The 19,716-nt window shown below is 69.4% G+C and carries 18 protein-coding genes; 8 read left to right on the forward strand and 10 right to left on the reverse strand.

Annotation, left to right across the window (positions count from 1 at the left end; genetic code table 11):
• Positions 1-5 precede the first annotated feature (5 nt).
• A complete protein-coding gene (locus ACTHJF_RS09290; RefSeq protein ID WP_440266854.1) occupies positions 6-554 on the forward strand; it encodes an energy transducer TonB family protein in 549 nt (182 codons plus the stop codon).
• On the opposite strand, the gene ACTHJF_RS09295 is transcribed toward ACTHJF_RS09290, so the two are convergent.
• From ACTHJF_RS09295 to ACTHJF_RS09315, 5 genes are all read right to left on the reverse strand, one after another.
• Positions 551-2,422 carry a phospholipase D-like domain-containing protein gene (locus tag ACTHJF_RS09295; RefSeq protein ID WP_440266855.1) on the reverse strand — a complete coding sequence of 624 codons (1,872 nt, stop codon included), beginning with the start codon at positions 2,420-2,422 and terminating at the stop codon, positions 551-553. The two genes, ACTHJF_RS09290 and ACTHJF_RS09295, sit on opposite strands and share 4 nt — an antisense overlap.
• A 23-nt stretch (positions 2,423-2,445) precedes the next feature.
• Complete coding sequence (locus ACTHJF_RS09300) at positions 2,446-3,012, reverse strand: YceI family protein (RefSeq protein WP_440266856.1); 567 nt, start codon at positions 3,010-3,012, stop codon at positions 2,446-2,448.
• Positions 3,009-3,482, reverse strand: a complete 474-nt coding sequence (locus tag ACTHJF_RS09305) for a SixA phosphatase family protein (protein ID WP_440266857.1) — start codon at positions 3,480-3,482, stop codon at positions 3,009-3,011. Before ACTHJF_RS09305 ends, ACTHJF_RS09300 begins: the two co-directional genes overlap by 4 nt.
• A gap of 55 nt (positions 3,483-3,537) precedes the next feature.
• On the reverse strand, positions 3,538-4,170 hold the full coding sequence (locus tag ACTHJF_RS09310; RefSeq protein WP_431635157.1) for a ParA family protein: 633 nt from the start codon (positions 4,168-4,170) through the stop codon (positions 3,538-3,540).
• A 116-nt stretch (positions 4,171-4,286) separates the two neighbouring features.
• On the reverse strand, positions 4,287-5,324 hold the full coding sequence (locus ACTHJF_RS09315) for a hypothetical protein (RefSeq protein ID WP_440266858.1): 1,038 nt from the start codon (positions 5,322-5,324) through the stop codon (positions 4,287-4,289).
• A 187-nt stretch (positions 5,325-5,511) separates the two neighbouring features.
• On the opposite strand from ACTHJF_RS09315, the gene ACTHJF_RS09320 reads away from it, so the two are divergent.
• Positions 5,512-5,676: an antitermination protein NusB gene (locus ACTHJF_RS09320; protein WP_431638207.1), complete on the forward strand. Its 165-nt coding sequence runs from the start codon at positions 5,512-5,514 to the stop codon at positions 5,674-5,676.
• A gap of 67 nt (positions 5,677-5,743) precedes the next feature.
• Here ACTHJF_RS09320 and speE read toward each other — a convergent pair whose 3' ends face one another.
• Positions 5,744-6,598: a polyamine aminopropyltransferase gene (speE, locus tag ACTHJF_RS09325; RefSeq protein ID WP_440258630.1), complete on the reverse strand. Its 855-nt coding sequence runs from the start codon at positions 6,596-6,598 to the stop codon at positions 5,744-5,746.
• 291 nt (positions 6,599-6,889) lie between these two features.
• Here speE and speA point away from each other — a divergent pair, with 291 nt between their 5' ends.
• From speA to ACTHJF_RS09340, 3 genes are all read left to right on the forward strand, one after another.
• Complete coding sequence (gene speA / locus ACTHJF_RS09330) at positions 6,890-8,779, forward strand: biosynthetic arginine decarboxylase (RefSeq protein WP_440266859.1); 1,890 nt, start codon at positions 6,890-6,892, stop codon at positions 8,777-8,779.
• 89 nt (positions 8,780-8,868) lie between these two features.
• Positions 8,869-9,654, forward strand: coding sequence for a 3-hydroxybutyrate dehydrogenase (locus tag ACTHJF_RS09335; RefSeq protein ID WP_440266860.1), 786 nt, complete (start codon positions 8,869-8,871; stop codon positions 9,652-9,654).
• Between the two features lie 59 nt (positions 9,655-9,713).
• Positions 9,714-10,895, forward strand: coding sequence for a DUF3734 domain-containing protein (locus tag ACTHJF_RS09340; RefSeq protein ID WP_440266861.1), 1,182 nt, complete (start codon positions 9,714-9,716; stop codon positions 10,893-10,895).
• Positions 10,896-10,977: 82 nt separating this feature from the next.
• Here ACTHJF_RS09340 and ACTHJF_RS09345 read toward each other — a convergent pair whose 3' ends face one another.
• The 4 genes from ACTHJF_RS09345 to radC all read right to left on the reverse strand — a co-directional run bounded on the left by ACTHJF_RS09345 (position 10,978) and on the right by radC (position 15,477).
• Positions 10,978-11,733, reverse strand: a complete 756-nt coding sequence (locus ACTHJF_RS09345) for an SDR family NAD(P)-dependent oxidoreductase (protein WP_440266862.1) — start codon at positions 11,731-11,733, stop codon at positions 10,978-10,980.
• Positions 11,734-11,761: 28 nt separating this feature from the next.
• Positions 11,762-12,466, reverse strand: coding sequence for an SPOR domain-containing protein (locus tag ACTHJF_RS09350; protein ID WP_440266863.1), 705 nt, complete (start codon positions 12,464-12,466; stop codon positions 11,762-11,764).
• Complete coding sequence (gene argS / locus ACTHJF_RS09355) at positions 12,467-14,155, reverse strand: arginine--tRNA ligase (protein WP_440266864.1); 1,689 nt, start codon at positions 14,153-14,155, stop codon at positions 12,467-12,469. It abuts the gene before it with no gap.
• Between the two features lie 650 nt (positions 14,156-14,805).
• Positions 14,806-15,477, reverse strand: a complete 672-nt coding sequence (gene radC, locus ACTHJF_RS09360) for a RadC family protein (protein WP_431635169.1) — start codon at positions 15,475-15,477, stop codon at positions 14,806-14,808.
• 232 nt (positions 15,478-15,709) lie between these two features.
• Between radC and coaBC the strand changes: the two genes are divergently transcribed.
• The 3 genes from coaBC to ACTHJF_RS09375 are packed head-to-tail and all read left to right on the forward strand — an operon-like array spanning position 15,710 to position 19,704.
• On the forward strand, positions 15,710-16,915 hold the full coding sequence (gene coaBC, locus ACTHJF_RS09365) for a bifunctional phosphopantothenoylcysteine decarboxylase/phosphopantothenate--cysteine ligase CoaBC (RefSeq protein WP_440266865.1): 1,206 nt from the start codon (positions 15,710-15,712) through the stop codon (positions 16,913-16,915).
• Positions 16,912-17,367 (forward strand): dUTP diphosphatase, encoded by a 456-nt coding sequence (gene dut, locus ACTHJF_RS09370; protein ID WP_440266866.1) that lies wholly within the window; start codon positions 16,912-16,914, stop codon positions 17,365-17,367. The genes coaBC and dut overlap by 4 nt, the downstream gene beginning before the upstream one ends.
• 15 nt (positions 17,368-17,382) lie before the next feature.
• Complete coding sequence (locus tag ACTHJF_RS09375) at positions 17,383-19,704, forward strand: phosphomannomutase/phosphoglucomutase (RefSeq protein ID WP_440266867.1); 2,322 nt, start codon at positions 17,383-17,385, stop codon at positions 19,702-19,704.
• Positions 19,705-19,716 lie beyond the last annotated feature (12 nt).

A 19,716-nucleotide genomic window follows, 5' to 3' on the forward strand; every position in this document is an offset into this window, starting at 1 on the left:
TCCAGATGGCCGCGTCAGACGCCCGCGTGCGACTCACTCCCCGCCTCCGGGTCACCACGTTGCTGAGCGTACTGGCGCTGCTGATCGGCGTGCTCGGCACGCAGTGGTTGAGCGGTCGCACCAGCGAATGGGCCGGCCCCAAGCACGTGGTACAGGCCGTGCACGTGGCGCCGGCCGCGGCCGCCTACCGCGAGCGTTCGCGCCGCACCCACGCGCCACCTCGCGTAATGGGCGCGCAGCGACCGCAGGCATCGTCCGATGCGGCGGCCGCCACCCCGCCGTCACCGCCGGAACTGGTGCCGGTGAGCATGCCGGCACTGTCCTCGCGTTACGCAGACCTGCAGGGCCACCTCGATGGCAGCGTGGTGCTGACGGTGCGCGTGGATGGCGACGGTCGCGTGCTGAATGCTGCGGTGGCGCGCTCCAGCGGAGACGCCGTGCTCGATGCGCACGCGCGTGCCGTGGTCGCCGGGTGGCGCTTTGCGGTGCCGCCGGGCTATCCGCAGGGCTTCAGCGGCGAGCTGCCGATGCGCTTCGGCGCGGCCAATCGTTAGAGAACCCCGCTGCCGGCCGAGCCGAACGCGGTGATCAGGCGCGTGTAGATCAGCTTGAACGACAGCGCCACGCCGGGGAAATCGCCCACCGGCTCGTAGCAGCTGAAGAACGCCGGATCGCTGGGCGCCATCGGCGTGCAGCCGGGCTTGAGGTCGTAGCTGGTGGCGTAGCGGTACGGCCAGAAGTCGAACAGCGGCAGCTTCTCGGAGATGTCGCCGATCGCCTGGTTGACGCTGGTGAGCACCGGTACCACCGGCTTGCGCGGCGCGATCACCCACGCGTTCTGCGGACCGGTGAGGCGCAGGATCGATGAGCGCACGGCGTTGGCGAAGCCGCGGTCGTGCACGATTACGCCTGCCTCGGTGTTGAAGTGGTCCGAGCGCGGATCGAAGTTGTGCGAGCCGACCATGGCGAAGCTGTCATCCACCACGATCGACTTGGCGTGCAGACCGAAGCGCAGGCCGCTCTCGATCAACGGAGCTGGCCGGTTGCTGCTGCCGCGGCTGCCGAACAGCCCGCGCGTCTCGGCGCCGGGGTAGCGACGGCGCTCGCGCACGGAAGCCGCGATCGCTGGCAGCAGGTCGTCGTTGGCCAGCGCGTAGTCTTCCTCGGCGCTGGCCGCGTGCGGCTTCATCTCCTGGATCTCGAAGCCGTACTTGCGCAGGTAGCGCTTGCGGTGTTTATACGAGAGCGCGTACACGGCGAACGCGTCGGTGGAGGCCAGCGAATTGGTCGACACGCGGATGCGCGGCGGGTCGGCGCGGCGGTGCATGGTCTTGAAGATCTTCTGCGCCCGGTCGCTCATCACCAGGTACGGCGTCTGCAGCACCACCTCGTGCTTGGCGCTGGCGACCAGCTGCATCACGTGGTGGGTGAAGTCGAGCGCATGGCGGCGAGTGGGCGCGTCGGTCTTGGCCGGCAGGTCGCTGAAGAACTCCACCTCGCCGGTGTGGAAGGCCGGGTCCAGCAGGTGCTGCTGGATCCACGCCGGATCCTTCGCCTCGCGCTCCAGCTTGGCCACGCGGACGGGACGGCGGAACTGCGGCGCCGGCCAGCCGGGCGCGGCGGGGTGGGCCAGGATGTAGCGGTTCACGTCGCGCAGCGCCTCAAGCGGCACCGAGCGCTTGTGCTTCCAGAATCGGGTGAAGCTCGCGGCCATGTCGCGCGCGGCGGGGCCGCCGACCATCACGTCGCGATCGACGTAGTCGAAGTCGCCGTCCCAGTTGAAGTAGCGATCCTGATAGTTGCGTCCACCGGTGATGCCGACGGTGTCGTCCACCAGCAGCAGCTTGTTGTGCATGCGCTGGTTGAACTTCATGAAGCAGCACACGATGCCCGCGGCGAACTCGGCCGGGCTGGTCTCGGCGTCGTGGAAGGTGGGGTTGTACAGCTTCACCGTGAGGTGCCGATCGGCGCGCGCGAGGCGATCGAGCAGGGCGACGTCGCCGAAGGAGAACAGCTGGTCGGCGAGGATGCGCACGCGCACGCCGCGTCGCGCCGCCTGCACCAGCTGGTCGAGCACCAACTGGCCGACGTCGTCCTGGTCCCAGATGTAGGTCTGCACGTCGATAGAGCGGCGCGCCGCCTGAATCAGGTGAATGCGCGCAGCGAGCGCGTCCTCGCTGTCGGCCAGCAGGGTGACCACGTGCTGCGGGTGGCCGGTAGCGGAGCTGGCGAGCGCGAGGTCGGCCGCCTGCAGCACCGCCGACGGCGCGGCGCAGTGGTCGGCGCGCGGGCAATCGAACGAGGGCAGCGTGGTGGCAGCGACGATCGCGTCGGCGCGGCGCACCTGCTGGCGCGGCACGGTGCAGCCCTGCAGCGCCAACGCGAGCAACAGCAGGAACGGAGGAAGAAAGCGCAATGACATGCGCGGATGATACGGCGTGCCGCTCAGTGCGCGGCCGCGCCGAGCGTGATCAGCAGGCCGAGGTTCACCGTGTCGCTGACGGCGGTGTGGTGGCCGTCCATGCCGTAATCGCTGCGCTGGATCTGCCCGCGCACCTCGATCTGGCAGACGGTGTCACGTTGCAGCGTGCAGCTGGCCGGCTCCAGCCGGAACAGCACCGGCCGCGTCACGCCGCGCAGGGTCAGCCAGCCGGGCAGTTCGCCGCCGGCATCGAGCGAGCGCACTGCCAGCGGCGCGGAGACGAAGTGGATCTCCGGAAAGCGCCGCACGTCGAAGAACTCCGGATCGAGCACCCAGCGGCGCAGCCGCGCCGAGGACATCGCCACGGAGTCCACGTTCACCGTGGCGCGCACCACGGCGGTGTCGCGCAGCGCGTTGAGGGTGACGTCGCCGTGGATGTCAGTGAAGCGGCCGTTGATCTGGCGCACCCACAGCAGGCGCACGTTGAACTCGGCGTGCGAGCGCGAGGTGTCGATGCGGTAGTCCGCACCCCGCGCGGGGGCGATGGCCAGCAGGGCGACGAGCAGCGGCAGCCAGGCCGCCCGCATCATGGCGACCAGAAGGCGTCCAGTCGCGCGTTGCCCGGTTCCAGCGCACCGTTGAGGTGCAGCACGGCCAGCCCACCTGGAGGCATGCCGCGGAAGTCATCCGAGCGCCCTTCGACCAGCAGCGCCACCAGCCGTTCGATGCCCGGGTTGTGGCCCACCAGCATCACCGTGCCGACCTCGTCGTGCTGATCTAGCAGGGCCAGCAGTTCGCCCGGCGTGGCGTCGTAGATCTCGTCGGCCAGCTGCAGCTCGGGCGAATCGCCCAGCGCCTCCAGCGCCAGGTTGGCGGTGGCGCGGGTGCGCTCGGCCGGCGAGCACAGCACGCGCTGGGGCGTCGCGCCGTGGCTGGCCAGCCATCTGCCCGCCGCGCGCGCCTCCTGTTCGCCGTGTCCGCTGAGCCGCCGTTGCCGGTCGTCGTCGCCTGCGGTGGCAGGCAGGGCCTCGGCGTGGCGCAAGAGGATCAGTTCAAGCATGCAGGACTCCTGGTGGAACGCGGCGACCGGGGCGCCGCGCGGGTAATTCGGTAATTCAGTGGGCGCGCTTGATCCAGCGCAGCAGCGCCTTCCAGTCGTCCTGGTGGCTGCGTACCTGTTCGGACTGGTAATCGAAGATGCCCTTGCCCAGCGCCGCCAGCAGCACGTAAGCCTGGCTGTCGCGCAGCTGGCCGGCAATCGGAAACGGCGCCAGCTCGCCGAGCTGGGCGACCGCATCCTGGCTGGCGTGGGTCCACGGCTTGAGCCGATTGGCCACCAGCGCCACCGGCAGCTTGCCGCGCTTGATGCGGGGGATCTGCGCCAGTTCGCCCACGAAGGCCAGCGTGGCGTCCATGTCGAAGCTCGACGGCAGCACCGGCACCAGCAGCACGTCGGCGCTGTCGAGATAGGGTTCGAGATCGCGCTCGGTGACGCCGGCCGGGGTGTCGATGAGCGCACGTTCGGTGTCGGCGGGGAGTTTCTGCAGGGCCTTGCGGCCGCCTTCGAGCCCGAGCACGCCGGGCACGTTGTCCGGACGGCGGGCGGCCCAGCGGTAGCTCGACTGCTGGCGGTCGGCATCGACTATGGCTGTGCGCTTGCCGGCCTGGGCCCAGTGTGATGCCAGCTGCGTGACCAGCGTGCTCTTACCGCATCCACCTTTGCTGCTTGCCACCAGCACCGTAAGCATCGGCCGACTCCCCGCAGGTAGGTGGGCCACAGCCTACTGTGAGAACCCGGTCCGGGGAACCGGGGTGATGCGGTTTTGCGCCTGGCTGCGACGATCGTCGCACCCGCCTTGGGCGGTTACTGCGCCGCCGGGGCGGCGCTGGTGGCGCTGGCGGCCGCGGCGCCCGGCGCGTCGGCCGGGATGCCGGCGTCGCGCAGCGCGGCGAGCACCAGGCTCATCTCGGTGCCGCCATTGCGTGCCAGCGCCAGCAGGTGCTGGGCCAGCGCCTTGTCCTGCGGTGCGCGGTCGGACAGCTGGGCGAAGTTCTGCACCTGCCAGGTCAGATTCGCGCGCTCGGTGCGGGCGGCCGCCTGCTCGGCCGGATCGTCCGCCAGCGTTTCGCGCAGGTGCAGGCCGAGCGAGCGCGCCAGCGGGCTGGAGCCCCATTCGAGCACCTTGGCCAGCTGCAGGCAGTCGGTCTTCAGCGCGGCGTCGTCCTTGCCGTCGGCGCACATCCGTGCCGCGGCCTGCATGCCCGGCTGCGGCTGCGGCAGCAGCCCGGCCACGCCATACACCAGCACCACCTGCACGCCGTAGGGGCCGGCCGATGCGGTCGGATCGATCGCCTCCGCCGGCGCGGGCAGGGTGCCGGCGGTGCTGGCCAGGGCCTTCAGCGCGGTGCCGGTGTAGTCGTCGTAGAGCTTGGCGGTGGCGGCCCGGTGCAGGTCGTTGCGCGCGGCGTCGCCCTTGTTATCCGCGGTATCGGCGGCGAGCTTGATCAGCCACACTGCGGCGTTGTCCGCGGCGGTGTCGGTGAGCGCGCGCAGCGCCTCGGCGTTGGGGCAGGTCTTGGCCTTGGTATCGCAATCGACCAGGCGCGCCCACTGCACCGCCGGCGTGCTGTCGGGGGCCTGCGCGGCGCGCTCGATCAGCGTGTGGAAATCGTTGTACTTCGGCTGCCGGGGCAGTGGGCGCGCCAGCAGTGCGGCGCCCAGCAGCGGCATTGCATCGGCGCGCGGCGCCAGCACGCTCACCAGGTCATGTTGGTAGGCCAGCAGCGCCTGGGTCCGCGCCGCCTCGGGGGACGCGTCGGCCGCTGCCGCGGATGAGGCGGCCAAGGCGAGCGCCAGGCTGATGCCGCCCAACTTCATGACCGGCCGGTGACGTGCTCGCATCGCGTGACTCCCTGTGGGCAAGCAAAGCGGCAAGCGTAGCGCGTGCGCATTAAGCCCGGCTGATCGAGGGGCGCGCGGCGGCGGGAGGCGCCACACATGCTTGTTACCATCCAGGGTCTTTGGCCGCGCTTGCGCGGGCTGCGCAACGGAGAGGCATGTGGATACCTTCAACCATCTCGACGGGGCCATGCCCTGGTTCGCCGGCTGGGGCACGCTGGCGTTGATCAATGCCGGGCTGGCCCAGGGCAAGAACCGCAGCGGCCTGTTGTGGTTCTTGCTGTCGCTGCTGATCGGACCGCTGGCCACGCTGATCATCGTGCTGCTGCCCAAGGTGCGTCAGACCCTGTTCTGAGCGTCGCCCAAGAAAAAACCCACGACGCGGACGCCGTGGGTCTCGTGGATGACGCGGGCGCGGTGGCTTACTCGCCCAGCGCCTCGCGCATGAATTCCGGCTGCGCCAGCGCCGCCTTGTGCGTGTCGGCGTTGTAGTAGCGGGTCGCAAAGCCCTTGCTGATCGCGCCGCGCTCGCGGAAGCCAGCCAGGTCACCGCCCTTGCGCGCCATCGTGCAGCTCCACCAGCCGGTGGGGTAGCACGGCTGCGGGAACGGCAACGTCTTCACCGCCGCGAAGCCGGCCGTGCGCATGGCCGCGCGCATCGACTTGATCAGCTCCAGGTGCGCAATCGGCGACTCCGACTGCTGCACCAGGATGCCGCCGTGACGCAGCGCCTTGTGGCAGCTGGCGTAGAAGGCCGCGTTGAAAAGGCCCTCGGCCGGGCCGACCGGGTCGGTCGAGTCGACGATGATCAGGTCCAGCGATTCGGGCTCGGCCTCGGCCATGTACTTGATGCCGTCGATGAACAGCAGCTGCGCGCGCGGGTCGTGGTTGGCATCGCACAGCTCGGGGAAGTACTCCTCGGCCAGGCGGGTGACGCGCTCGTCGATCTCCACCTGCACGGCCGATTCCACTTCCTCGTGCTTGAGCACCTCGCGCAGCGTGCCGCAGTCGCCGCCGCCGATGATCACCACGCGCTTGGCGCGCGCATGGGTGAACAGCGCCGGGTGGGTCATCATCTCGTGGTAGAGGAAGTTGTCGCGGCTGGTTAGCATCACGCAGCCGTCGATCACCATCAGGTTGCCCCAGTCGGTGGTCTGGTAGATCTCGATGGTCTGGAACGGCGTCTTTTCCGCGTGCAGCAGTTTCTCCACGCGATAACCGATGGAGGAGCCGGACGCCTGGTGGGCTTCGGTGAACCAGCTGGGCTGCTGCGACATGACGGGTGTTCCTAAAGGGGCGCTTGAGCGGGAATGGGGACGGCAAAGGCCGGCAATTGTAGCCAGTTCGGCCGTGAACGTGCCGGCGCAGCGTGCGCACTTTGGTCACGTGGCGCCGTTACAATGCGCATTCGGTGTCCCCGGCCCTGCGGCCGGCGGCGCTCCGACAAGCCCTTCCGGCCCCGCGGCGTGCGAGGCTTCCGGCCGGCAAGGCTTCGCGCTCTCGTCGAGCATCTCGTCAAGGCTCGCCGCTGCGACGTTACGTTCCGTTTGCACAAGGAGATACCGTCCATGGCGAGTTCCTGGAACAGCGCCGCTGCCCGCCACACTTACGCCGTACCGCACTGGAGCGACGGCTACGTCGACGTCAGCGACGCCGGCGAGATCGTGATGCGCCCGCGCGGCGCCGCCGGCCCCGCGCTGTCGCTGCCGCAGATCGTCACGCAGGCGCGCGCCGAGGGCCTGCGGCTGCCGCTGCTGGTGCGCTTTCCCGACATCCTGGCCGACCGCCTCGCCAAAATGCAGGCCTCGTTCGCCAAAGCAATCGGCGAGTGGCAGTACGCCGGCGGCTACACCGCGATCTATCCGATCAAGGTGAACCAGCAGCACAGCGTGGTGAGTGAGCTGGTGCACGCCGGCAGCGAGGGCTTCGGCCTGGAGGCCGGCTCCAAGCCCGAGCTGATGGCGGTGCTGGCGATGGCGCGGCCCGGTTCGATCGTGATCTGCAACGGCTACAAGGATCGCCAGTACATCCGTCTGGCGCTGATCGGCCGCAAGCTCGGCCTGCGCGTGCACATCGTGATCGAGAAGCTCTCCGAGCTCGACCACGTGTTCGCCGAGGCCAAGGCGCTGGGCGTGGAGCCGCTGCTCGGCGTACGCGTGCGGCTGGCTTCCATTGGCGCCGGCAAGTGGCAGAACACCGGCGGCGACAAGGGCAAGTTCGGCCTGTCGCCGAGCCAGGTGCTCACGCTGATCGAGCGGCTGGATGCCGCCGGGCTCAAGCACACGCTGAAGCTGCAGCACTTCCACATGGGCTCGCAGATCTCCAACGTGCGCGACATCGCCAACGGCATGCGCGAGGCCACGCGCTACTTCGTCGAGCTGAGCCGGATGGGCGTGCCGCTGGAGATCGTCGACGTCGGCGGCGGCCTGGGCGTGGACTACGAAGGCTCGCGTTCGCGCAGCCACAACTCGATCAATTACTCGATCGAGCAGTACGCGGCGACCATCGTGCAGTCGCTGGCCGAGGCGGTGGCCGCCGAAGATCTGAACGCGCCGCACATCCTGACCGAGGCCGGCCGCGCGATGACCGCGCACCACGCGGTGCTGGTGGTCGACGTGAGCGAGGTGGAGAGCGTGCCGGCCGGCGCCATCGAACCGGCGCGCGCCGACGAGCCCGCCGTGCTGCGCCACCTGCGCGAAGTGCACGCCGAGCTCGACGCGCGCCCGCCGCTGGAGCTGTACCACGAGGCGCAGCATCACCTCGCCGAAGGCCAGGCGCTGTACGCGCTGGGTCAGTTGGCGCTGGCCGACCGCGCGCGGCTGGACGAGCTGTACTACGCCATCGCCAACGCGGTGCGCTCGCGCCTGCTGCCGGCAGAGCGCGCCCATCGCCAGGCGCTGGACGAGCTGGACGAGAAGCTGGTGGACAAGTACTTCGTCAACTTCTCGGTGTTCGAGTCGGTGCCGGACATCTGGGCGATCGAGCAGATCTTCCCGATCACCCCGATCGCGCGCTTGAACGAAGAACCCACCCGCCGCGGCGTGATCGTCGACCTCACCTGCGATTCGGACGGTCGCATCGACCACTACGTCGATGCCGAGGGCGTGGACGTGAGCCTGCCGCTGCACCCGCTCAAGCCCGGCGAAAGCTACTGCCTGGGCCTGTTCATGGTCGGCGCGTACCAGGAGACGCTAGGCGACATCCACAATCTGTTCGGCGACACCGACGCGGTGAACGTGCGCGCCGAAGGCGATGGCTTCGCGTTCGCCCACAAGCGCCGCGGCGACACCACCGACCTGATGCTCGATTACGTGGGCTACAGCCTGGACGACCTGCGCAGCCGTTACCGCGAGCGCATCGCCGCCGCAGGCGTGGCCGGTGCGGCCGGCGAAGCGCTGTACGCCGACCTCGACGCGGGCCTCACCGCTTACACCTACCTCGCTCCCGACGCGGGCTGAGCTCCGACCGGCGCCGCACTTGGCCCGCGGTGCCGGCCGGGCGCACAATGGTGCACTGCAAAATCTTCCCCGCTGACAGGAGTACCCCCATGGCAAGTCTGGACGGCAAGGTCGCGTTGATCACCGGCGCGGCGAGCGGCCTCGGCAAGGCGATCGCCGAGCTGTACGCGAAGGAGGGCGCGGCGGTCGCCATCTGCGACATCAACCAGCAGGCCGCCGATGCCACCGCGGCGGAAATCACCGCGGCGGGCGGCAAGGCGATCGGCATCGCCATGGACGTTACCGACGAGGCGGCGGTGAACGCCGGCACCGACAAGGTAGTGGCCGCCTTCGGCGCGCTGGACATCCTCATTTCCAACGCTGGCGTGCAAATCATCAACCCGATCGACCAGTTCGCCTTCGCCGACTGGAAGAAGATGCTGGCGATCCACCTCGACGGCGGCTTTCTCACCACCAAGGCCGCCCTGCAACACATGTACAAGGGCGACCGCGGCGGCATCGTGATCTACATGGGCTCGGTGCATTCGCACGAGGCGTCCAAGCTCAAGGCGCCATACGTCACCGCCAAGCACGGCTTGCTCGGCCTGGCTCGCACGCTGGCGAAGGAAGGCGCGGCACACAACGTGCGCTCGCACGTGATCTGCCCGGGGTTCGTGCGCACGCCGCTGGTGGAAAAGCAGATTCCCGAACAGGCGAAGGAACTGGGCATCGGCGAGGACGAGGTGATCAAAAACGTGATGCTCAAGGACACCGTGGATGGCACTTTCACCACGGTCGAGGACATCGCGCAGACCGCGCTCTACCTGGCCACGTTCCCGTCAGCGGCGCTGACCGGGCAGAGCATCGTGGTCAGCCACGGCTGGTACATGCAGTAAACCGCGGTGCCGGCGTCGCCTCGCGCGACGCCGCGCCGAGAGCCAGGATGAGGTGGTCGATGGATGTGCGTGCCCAGTCGCCGGACGAGACGCTCGCTGCGCGCGTCGAGCGTACCTATCCCACGGTGGCGCTGGTGCTGCAGGGTGGCGGTGCGCTGGGTGCCTACCAGGCCGGCGTGCTCGAGGCGCTGGCCGAGTCGGGCATCGCGCCGCACTGGATCGCCGGCATCTCGATCGGCGCGCTCAACGCCGCGATCATCGCCGGCAACCCGCCTGAGGAGCGTGTGGCCAAGCTGCGCACCTTCTGGGACACGATCTGCCAGCCGCCGTTTCTTTCCGCACCGTTGGCAGCCGCGCCGCTGGACGGCTTTGGCTGGCCGCTGGCGATGCAGAACGGGCTGAGCGGCATGGCGGCGCTGCGCACGCTGTTCGAGGGCCAGGCCGGGTTCTTCCTGCCGCGGCTGCCCGCGCCGCCGTTCGCGCCATGGCGCCGCGGTCCGGCCACGGCAAGCTGGTACGACACCGCGCCGCTGCGCGCCACGCTGGAGCGGCTGGTGGATTTCGATCGCCTCAACGATGCGCGCGCGATGCGTGTGTCGGTGGGCGCGGTGAACGTGCGCACCGGCAACTTCGCCTACTTCGACAACACCCGGCAGACGCTGCGCGCCGAGCATTTCATGGCGTCCGGCGCGCTGCCGCCGGGGTTTCCCGCGGTGGAGATCGATGGCGAGTACTACTGGGACGGCGGCATGGTCTCCAACACGCCGCTGTATCAAGTGTTGGTGGATCGGCCCTGTCACGACGCGCTGATCTTCCAGGTCGATCTGTGGAGCGCGCAGGGCGAGCTGCCACACGACCTCGCCCAGGTCGCCGCACGCAGCAAGGACATTCAGTATTCCAGCCGCACCCGGCTGGTGACCGAGTACATGCGCCGCGACCTGGAACAGCAGCGCCTGCTGCACGACCTGATGGAATTGGTGCCCCCCGGCCGCCGCAGCGAGCCGGCCTATCGACGCGCCGAGGCACGCGCGTCCGGTGCCCTGACCAACCTGGTGCACCTGATCTACCGCAACAAGCCGTACGAGGGGCACTACAAGGACTACGAGTTCAGCGCCAGCAGCATGCGCCAGCATTGGCGCAGCGGACTGGAGGATATGCGCCACACCTTGGCGCACCCGCACTGGCTCGATGCGCCGACGCCGGAGCATCCGTTCGTCACCCACGACGTCCATCGCCCATAGGAGCGCACCCTGTGCGCGACGCTCTCCGTTACGGCACGAAAGGCAGAAAAACGTCGCGCACGGGGTGCTCCCACAGGCGGAATCAAGCCTCGCGATGCACCTGCAGGCCGGCTGCCGACTGGTTCACCGGCATCACTTCGAGCCGGTTGATGTTGAGGTGCGGCGGCAGCGTGGCGATCCACCAGATCGACTCGGCGATGTCTTCGGCGGTGATCGGCTGCGCGCCCGCGTAGAGCTGGTCGGAGGCGGCCTGGTTGCCACCGGTGCGCACCAGGGTGAACTCGGTCTCGGCCATGCCCGGTTCGATTGAGCTCACGCGCACGCCGGTGCCGTGCAGATCGGTGCGCAGGTTCTGGGTGAACTGGCTGACGAAGGCTTTGCTGCCGCCGTAGACGTTGCCGCCCTTGTACGGATAGCTGCCGGCGATCGAGCTGATGTTGACGATGGCGCCGCGACGTTCGATCAGCGTGGGCAGCAGCAGGTGGGTGATCGTCACAAGCGCGGTGACGTTGGTGTCGATCATCTGCTTCCACTGCGCCAGGTCCGCCTGCTGCGCGGGCGCGGTGCCCAGCGCCAGGCCGGCGTTGTTGACCAGCAGATCGATGCCGGCGAACGCGGCGGGCAGGGCGGCGATCGCCGTACGCATCGCGGCCTCGTCGCGCATGTCGAAGGCCAACGCGTGGACGCGATCGGCGCCGTGCTTGTCGACCAGCTTCTGCAGGCGCTCGGCGCGACGGCCGGTGGCGACCACGTGCCAGCCGCCGGCGACGAAGCGTTCCACGGTGGCGGCGCCGAAGCCGGAGGTGGCGCCGGTGATCAGGACGGTCTTGGCGTGCATGCGGATGCGGCTCGTGGCGGGGTGGAGGTCAGCGGCCTTCTTTCAGCGCGATCGCGTTGATGCCGGCCGAGGCCAGCCGCTGCTTGGTCGATTCCAGGTCGGTGGCCGAACGGAACGGGCCGAGCCGCACGCGGTGGTAGGTCTGCCCGCCCACGTTCACCGCCTGCACGTTGGCCACGAAACCCTGCAGCGCCAGCCGGGCCTTCAGGCTCTCGGCGTCGGCGGCATTCGGGAACGCGCCCACCTGCAGCAGGTAGCCACTGCCGGCGGCCGGCGTCGGCACGGCCGAAGCCGGTGCGGCGGTGACGTTTTCGCGCACCGCCGCCGGCGCATTCGCCTGGGCCTGGGCCTGCTGCTGCGCCTGCTGGGCGGCCAGCGCCTGGTCGCGCGCCTGCTGCTGCTTCTGCTGCTCGGCCTTGGCCTGCGCGCTGATCACTGCGTCGGGGATGCGCACTTCGCGCTCGGACAGCAGCGAGTAGAAGTCGTACTGCGGCTTCTTCGGCGCGCTGGTCGGGTTGCCCGGCGCCACGGCGCCGGGGTCGCTGCCGCGCTGGGCGGTGGCCTGCGGGTTGGGCTGCGGACCGGTCGGCGCCATCGGCAGTAGCGACTTGCGCATCAGCACCACCATCAGCAGTACGCCGACCAGGATGCCGATCGCCGCCCATGCCCAGCCGGGCACGCCGCCGCTCTTGTTGCGCACGGCCTGTCGGCCCTTGCCCTTGCGTGCTGCCATTTACATGCTCTCCGGGGCGCCCAGGCCCAGCAGGTTCAAACCGTTCTTCAGCACCTGGCGCGTGGCCACCGACAGCGCCAGACGCGCGTGGCGCAGGTCCGCATCGTCGACCAGGAACTGGTGCGCGTTGTAATAGGTGTGGAAGGCGTTCGCCAGCTCGCGCAGCCAGCCGGCGAGCAGGTGCGGCTCGAGGTTGGCGGCAGCCGATTCGACCACCTCCGGATACTTCGCCAGCTCGGTCAGCAGAATCTGCTCGTGCTCGCTGTCCAGCCGTGCCAGCTGCTGCAGGCCGCGCTCGAGATCGACGGTGAGGCTCTTCTCGCCGGCCTGGCGCAGCACCGAGCAGACGCGAGCGTGTGCGTACTGGATGTAGTAGACCGGGTTGTCGTTGGACTGCGAGCGCGCCAGGTCGATGTCGAACACCAGCTGCGAATCGCTCTTGCGCGCGATCAGGAAGTAGCGCGTCGCATCGCGGCCGACCTCGTCAATAAGGTCACGAAGGGTCAGATAACCACCAGCGCGCTTCCCCAGCTTTACTTCTTGACCACCCTTCATCACGGTGACCATCTGATACAGCGCGTAGTGCGGCCAATCCTTCGGGATGCCCGCATCCAGCGCCTGCAGGCCGGCCTTCACGCGGGCCAGCGAGCCGTGGTGGTCGGAGCCGAGCACGGTTACCGCGTTGACGTAGCCGCGCTGCCATTTGCTGAGGTGATAGGCGACGTCCGGCACGAAGTAGGTGTAGGTGCCGTCGGACTTGCGCATCACGCGGTCCTTGTCGTCACCGTAGTCGGTGGAGCGCAGCCACAGCGCGCCGCCTTCCTCGTAGGTGTGGCCGTGGGCGATGAGCTCGCGCACGGTCTCCTCCACCTTGCCGTCGGCGTACAGCGACGACTCCAGGAAGTACACGTCGAAGCCGACGCCGAAGGCCTTCAGGTCCAGGTCCTGCTCGCGGCGCAGGTAGGCCACGGCGAACTGACGGATGTCGTCCAGGTCGTCCGGATTCTTCGCGCCGACCACGGTGTGGCCTTCCACCGTCACGCTGTCGCCGGCGAGGTAGGCCTTGGCCACGTCGGCAATGTAGTCGCCGCGGTAGCCGTCCTCGGGCCAGCCGGCGTCATCCGGGCTCAGGCCGCGCGCGCGCGCCTGCACCGAGATGGCCAGGTTGTGGATCTGCACGCCGGCGTCGTTGTAGTAGAACTCGCGCTTGACCGCCCAGCCGGTGGCGTCGAGCAGGCGCGCCAGGCAGTCGCCGAGCACCGCGTTGCGGCCGTGGCCCACGTGCAGCGGGCCGGTGGGGTTGGCCGAGACGAACTCCACGCCCGCCACCTGGCCTGCGCCGGTGGTGCTGCGGCCGTAGCCGTCACCTTCGGCGAAGATGCGCCGCACCTCGGCGTGGTAGCTCTCCGCCGAGAGAAAGAAATTGATGAAGCCGGGGCCGGCGATCTCCACCTTCGCCACCAGCGTGTTGGCCGGCAGCGCGGCCACCAGCTTCTCGGCCAGTTCGCGCGGCTTGGCCCGGGCGGGTTTCGCCAGCAGCATCGCCGCGTTGCTGGCGAAGTCGCCGTGCTCGCGGCTGCGCGCGTGCTCGATCACCAGGTGTGGGATCGCGAGGTCGGCCGGGAGAGAGGAGTCGTTCTGCAGGGTGCGGATGGCCTGCAGCAGCAGTGCGCGCAGCTGGTCTTTCACGGGTGGGTGCGGTCGGGTAAGGCGATAGGACCGGTAATGCTAACAGAGGCCCCCGCGGACGCGGCCCGGCGAATCGGCGTGACGCGCCGCACGAACAAGTCTGTGGATAACTCTGTGGGGAAGATTCGTCCCGCGCCTTGCGTCCGCACCGGAAACGCCCATTTCACGTTGGTGAAAGACGAGAAGTATTTATACATCAATCGATTAAATGCCATGGGTGAGGAGGGTGTGAGCTGTCGTCGGCAAATCCGCGCGGTGCCGCCGATGTGCATAACTTCGGGGGCCGATCGGCGGGACCCGGCCGCCAGATGTACGTCATGGCCCTGTCATGCGGCAGCGCCACACTGCGCCGGTGTCTGGTCGACTTACCTCCCCGGGGAAAGCCAGCGCCAGGAGATACCGTGTTCTCCACCCTCCCCAAAAACGGCCTTGAGCGGCGCGGCGCAAGCCTGCGCCGCTTTTTTTGGTGTGTCGGCCGCTGACGGCCGGCATTTGCGGGGGCGAGGGTTTCGCGGCCGTTCTGGCGGTTGTGCGGCTCAGCCCGATTCGCGTGCCACGGCTGCGGCCGGACAGGGAGATAGGTAGCCCGGCGTCTTCCTCGCTCGCTCCGAACCAGCCTTTCCGGCGGGAGCCAGCCGACCCGGCGCTGGCTAGATCAGGCCGCGCGCGGCCATCGATACCGGTTCGCCCGAGCCGATCACCAAGTGATCGAGCACGCGCACGCCCACCAGCTGCAGGGCGTTGCGCAGTTCATGGGTGATGGCGCGGTCCGCCGCGCTGGGCTCGGCCACGCCGCTGGGGTGGTTGTGGGCGAAGATCACCGCGCAGGCGTTGTGCTTCAGGCAAGCGCGAACTACCTCCCGCGGGTGCACGCTGGCGCCGTCCACCGTGCCGCGAAACAGCTCCTCGAAGGCCAGCACGCGATGACGGTTGTCCAGGTACAGGCAGCCGAACACCTCGTATGGCAGATGGCGCAGTTGCGCGCGCAGGTAGTCCCCGCTGTCACGGGGACTGCCCAGGGCGGGCCGTTCGCGCAGCTGCTCGCCCAGCGCCCGCCGCGCCAGTTCGAGCGCGGCGATCAGCCGCGCGCGCTTGGCCGGGCCGATGCCGCGTCGGCGCACCGACTCCGCCGGTGCACCGAGCAGGGCCGCCAGCCCGCCACTGTCCTGCAGCAGCGTCCGGCCCAAGGCGATGGCATCGACTCCCGGGATGCCGCTGCCCAGCAGCACGGCGATCAATTCGGCGTCGGTGAGCGCAGCGCAGCCGCGGGCCAGCAGCTTTTCGCGGGGGCGTTCGGTGGCGGGCCATTCTCGGATGCTCATGCGGGCAAGCGTGGCGTGCCACCCCGCCATGCGCCCATCGGCGGAGTGCCGCCTGCGCCGTCGGGCTTCCGCCTGGTCGCCCGTCGGCGTGCGCGGCGCGCGGCGCCGGTAAGGCCGCAGCGTCAGCCAGACCGTCGCGCATGATCCGTACCGTGATTGCCCGTCCAACCCGCGCGGGCCGCGACGGGCGATTCCGGTAAGCTACCGGGCCTAACAAACCACGGGCCCATCCATGAGTCTTGCCCACCGCCGCATCCTGCTGGGCGTGTCCGGCGGCATCGCCGCCTACAAGTCCTGCGAACTGGTCCGTCGCCTGCGCGATGTGGGCGCCGAGGTGCGTGTGGTGATGACCGAAGGGGCCACGCATTTCGTCACCCCGACCACGTTCCAGGCGCTCTCCGGCGCGCCGGTGCGGGTGTCGCTGTGGGACGAGTCGGCCGAGGCCGCGATGGGCCATATCGAGCTGGCGCGCTGGGCCGAGCGCATCCTCGTCGCTCCGGCCAGCGCCGACGTGCTGGCCCGCCTCGCCCACGGCCAGGCCGACGATCTGCTGACCACGCTGTGCCTGGCCAGCGCCGCCCCGCTGTCGGTGGCGCCGGCGATGAACCAGCAGATGTGGGCGCATCCGGCGGTGCAGGCGAATCTGGCCACGCTGCGCGAGCGCGACGTGACCGTGCTGGGCCCGGCCGCGGGCGAGCAGGCCTGCGGCGACGTCGGCTCCGGTCGCATGCTCGAGCCGCTGGAACTACGCGACGCGCTGATCGCCTCGTTCGGCGGCGGCGCGCTGGCGGGGCGCCGCGTGGTGGTGAGCGCGGGTCCGACCTACGAAGACATCGATCCGGTGCGCTTCATCGGCAATCGCAGCTCGGGGAAGATGGGCTTCGCCGTGGCCGAAGCAGCCGCGCAGGCCGGTGCGCACGTGATTCTGGTCGCCGGTCCGGTGAGCCTGCCCACGCCCAGCGGAGTGGCCGCTCGCGTGGACGTGCGCAGCGCGGCGCAGATGCACGCCGCCGTGATCGAGGCGGCGGCCACGGCAGACATCTATATCGCGGCGGCGGCGGTGGGCGATTACCGTCCGCAGCAGGTGGCGCCGTGCAAGCTCAAGAAGCAGGCCGGTGCCGAGCTGACGCTCACGCTGGCGGAAAACCCGGACATCCTCGCCACGCTATCGGCGCAGCCGGCGCATCCGTTCCTGGTCGGCTTCGCGGCCGAGACGCACGACGTGGCCAGCTATGCGCAAGACAAACTGCGCCGCAAGAAGCTGGACATGATCGCCGCCAACCAGGTGGGCGGCGGGATGGGTTTCGAGACCGCCGACAACGCGCTCACGCTGTACTGGGCCGACGGCTCGCAGGAACTGCCACGCGCGAGCAAGACCGAGCTGGCGCGCGAGCTGATCGCGTGTGTGGTCGAGCGTTTCAAGCAGGTCCGCGCATGATCGACGTGCAGCTGAAGATTCTCGATCCGCGCCTGGGCGACAGCATCGCCTTGCCCGAGCCAGCCACCGCCGGCAGCGCAGGGATGGACCTGCGCGCCGCGATCGAGGCGCCGATCACGCTCGCCCCCGGCGCCACCGCGCTGGTGCCCAGCGGCTTCGCCATCCATATCGGCGACCCGGGTTGGTGCGCACTGATCGTTCCGCGCTCGGGCCTGGGCCACAAGCAGGGCCTGGTGATGGGTAACCTGGTGGGTGTGATCGACGCGGACTACCAGGGGCCGCTGATGATCTCATGCTGGAACCGCGGCAACGCGGACGTCACGATCGGGGTGGGTGATCGCATCGCGCAACTGCTGCTGGTGCCGGTGGGGACACCGCGGCTGTCGGTAGTGGCGGAGTTCGCACCGTCTGAGCGGGGGCAGGGCGGGTTCGGGTCGACCGGTATCAACTGATCTGCGGGGGCAGGCATGGGCTTGAGTTGGGGAAGGAACCGCGTGCGCGCCACGCCAGACTGGCGGCGTCTGCTGCCGTTTACCGCGGGCACGCTGCTACTGCTGCTGGGCCTGTTTGCCGCCTGGCAAACCTGGCTGATTGCCGACGAAGGCCACGCCAATGACCGTGTGCACCGCGCCCAGGAAGACACCGTGCGCGCGATCACCGCCGAGCTCGATCGCGAGCGTCGCGCAGTGCGCGCGGCACTGGACGGGCTCGATCCGGCCGCCGTGCTGACCGATCCGGTGACCGCCGCCGCTGCGGTGCGGGCCAAGCTGCCGCGGGTGCTGGACGTGGCGTTCTACAGCGCCGGGATGGACGAGGTGCTGCACGCGAACTACCGCGATTTCGGGTATGGCAAGGCGGCGCAACTGATGGCCGCGCAGAATGAGACGGGGCCAGCGGTGGCGCAGACCGTCTACGTCGGCAGCGACCGGCGAGTGTCCTTCGCGATGCCGATGGGCAACGGTATCCGACCAGCGGCGTGGGCCTGGGTCGAGTTACCGTTCACGCCGGTGCAGCAGGCCTTCGACGCGATCTCGCCAGCCAGCGGTCGCCTGGACCTGCGCCAGGGTGATGATCGCAGCGCATTGAGCCTGCTCTCGCACGGCGATCCGTCCGCGCAGCTCGAAGACCGCGCTGCGGCCATTCCGCACAGCGCCTTCAGCGTGGGCGCGGCGCTGCCGGAGGCGTTCATCATCCTGCCGCACGTCTGGCCGCTGGCGGCCTTGCTCAGCCTGCTCGGCCTGGCTGGTGGCGTGTACCTGCTGCGGCTGGCCGGCCGCGGCCGCGAGCGCGCCATCGCGGTGCGGGAAGAGGAAGAGGTGCCGCTACCGCCGGTGGTGCGGCAGCGCGAGCGCCCGGCACCGCCGCCGCGCGCGACACCGCCGCCGGCGCCCGAGGCGCTGCCCTCGGCGACAGTCGATCCGGGCATCTTCCGCGCCTACGACGTGCGCGGCGTGGTCGGCAAGAACCTCAATCGCCAGGTGGCCCGGCTGCTGGGCCAGTCGATCGGCGCGCTGATGGTGGAGAAGAGCCTGCGCGAGATCGTGGTGGGGCGCGATGGTCGCCAGTCCGGTCCGGAACTCGCCGGCGGCCTGGCCGAGGGCCTGCGCGCGGCCGGCGTGGACGTGATCGACATCGGTGCGGCGCCCACCCCAGTGATCTATTTCGCCACCTACCGGTTCAACACCGGCTGCGGCGTGGCCGTCACCGGCAGCCACAACCCGCCCGACTACAACGGCTTCAAGATCGTGGTCGGCGGCGAGACGCTGGCGGAGGAGGCGATCCAGGACCTGTACCGGCGCATCGCCGCCGGCGGCCTGCCCGACGATGGCCATGGCGCCCAGCGCAGCGTCGACGTAGTGCCGGACTACATCGAGCGCATCGCTTCGGACGTGCAGGCCGAGCGCGCGTTGAAGGTGGTGGTCGACTGCGGCAACGGCATCCCCGGCGCGGTGGCGCCGCAGGTGCTGGAGAGCATCGGTTGCCAGGTGATCCCGCTGTACTGCGACGTCGACGGCACCTTCCCCAACCACCATCCCGACCCGTCCGATCCGGACAACCTGCAGGATCTGATCCTGGCGGTGAAGCAGACCGGCGCCGACCTCGGACTTGCCTTCGACGGCGACGGCGATCGGCTGGGCGTGGTGACCCGCGATGGCGAGATCATCTACCCCGACCGCACGCTGATGTTGTTCGCCCGCGACGTACTGGCGCGCCAGCCCGGCGCCACGATCATCTACGACGTCAAATGCACCGGCCACCTCAAGGGGCAGATCCTCGACGCCGGCGGCAGCCCGCTGATGTGGCGCACCGGCCATTCGCTGATCAAGGCCAAGATGCGCGAGACCGGCGCCGAGCTGGCCGGCGAGATGAGCGGGCACTTCTTCTTCAAGGAGCGCTGGTACGGCTTCGACGACGGACTCTACGCGGCCGCGCGCCTGCTGGAGATCCTCGCCGGCGACCTGGACGGGCGCACGCCGGAGGAGATCTTCGCCACCTGCCCGAAGGGCGTGTCGACGCCGGAGCTGAAGATCGAGCTGGCCGAAGGCGAGAACCAGCGCTTCATGCAGGCGTTTCGCGAAAAGGCCAGCTTCCCGGATGCGACGCTGGTGACCATCGACGGCGTGCGCGCGGACTGGGCCGACGGCTGGGGCCTGGTACGCGCGTCGAATACCACGCCGGTGCTGGTGCTGCGTTTCGACGCGGACAACCCCACTGCGCTCAAGCGCATCCAGCAGGTGTTCCGCGAACAGCTGTTCATGGTGAATCCGAAGCTCAAGCTGCCGTTCTAGCCGCCAGCGCTG

The sequence above is a fragment of the Dyella sp. genome, from assembly GCF_051962475.1.
GTDB lineage: Bacteria > Pseudomonadota > Gammaproteobacteria > Xanthomonadales > Rhodanobacteraceae > Dyella_A.

Excerpts from the sequence above, each read along its gene's own strand:
- ACTHJF_RS09290 (WP_440266854.1), top strand. The coding sequence starts at position 6 with ATGGCCGCGTCAGACGCCCGCGTGCGACTCACTCCCCGCCTCCGGGTC.
- ACTHJF_RS09295 (WP_440266855.1), bottom strand. The coding sequence starts at position 2,422 with ATGTCATTGCGCTTTCTTCCTCCGTTCCTGCTGTTGCTCGCGTTGGCG.
- ACTHJF_RS09300 (WP_440266856.1), bottom strand. The coding sequence starts at position 3,012 with ATGATGCGGGCGGCCTGGCTGCCGCTGCTCGTCGCCCTGCTGGCCATC.
- ACTHJF_RS09305 (WP_440266857.1), bottom strand. The coding sequence starts at position 3,482 with ATGCTTGAACTGATCCTCTTGCGCCACGCCGAGGCCCTGCCTGCCACC.
- ACTHJF_RS09310 (WP_431635157.1), bottom strand. The coding sequence starts at position 4,170 with ATGCTTACGGTGCTGGTGGCAAGCAGCAAAGGTGGATGCGGTAAGAGC.
- ACTHJF_RS09315 (WP_440266858.1), bottom strand. The coding sequence starts at position 5,324 with ATGCGAGCACGTCACCGGCCGGTCATGAAGTTGGGCGGCATCAGCCTG.
- ACTHJF_RS09320 (WP_431638207.1), top strand. The coding sequence starts at position 5,512 with ATGCCCTGGTTCGCCGGCTGGGGCACGCTGGCGTTGATCAATGCCGGG.
- speE (WP_440258630.1), bottom strand. The coding sequence starts at position 6,598 with ATGTCGCAGCAGCCCAGCTGGTTCACCGAAGCCCACCAGGCGTCCGGC.
- speA (WP_440266859.1), top strand. The coding sequence starts at position 6,890 with ATGGCGAGTTCCTGGAACAGCGCCGCTGCCCGCCACACTTACGCCGTA.
- ACTHJF_RS09335 (WP_440266860.1), top strand. The coding sequence starts at position 8,869 with ATGGCAAGTCTGGACGGCAAGGTCGCGTTGATCACCGGCGCGGCGAGC.
- ACTHJF_RS09340 (WP_440266861.1), top strand. The coding sequence starts at position 9,714 with ATGGATGTGCGTGCCCAGTCGCCGGACGAGACGCTCGCTGCGCGCGTC.
- ACTHJF_RS09345 (WP_440266862.1), bottom strand. The coding sequence starts at position 11,733 with ATGCACGCCAAGACCGTCCTGATCACCGGCGCCACCTCCGGCTTCGGC.
- ACTHJF_RS09350 (WP_440266863.1), bottom strand. The coding sequence starts at position 12,466 with ATGGCAGCACGCAAGGGCAAGGGCCGACAGGCCGTGCGCAACAAGAGC.
- radC (WP_431635169.1), bottom strand. The coding sequence starts at position 15,477 with ATGAGCATCCGAGAATGGCCCGCCACCGAACGCCCCCGCGAAAAGCTG.
- coaBC (WP_440266865.1), top strand. The coding sequence starts at position 15,710 with ATGAGTCTTGCCCACCGCCGCATCCTGCTGGGCGTGTCCGGCGGCATC.
- dut (WP_440266866.1), top strand. The coding sequence starts at position 16,912 with ATGATCGACGTGCAGCTGAAGATTCTCGATCCGCGCCTGGGCGACAGC.
- ACTHJF_RS09375 (WP_440266867.1), top strand. The coding sequence starts at position 17,383 with ATGGGCTTGAGTTGGGGAAGGAACCGCGTGCGCGCCACGCCAGACTGG.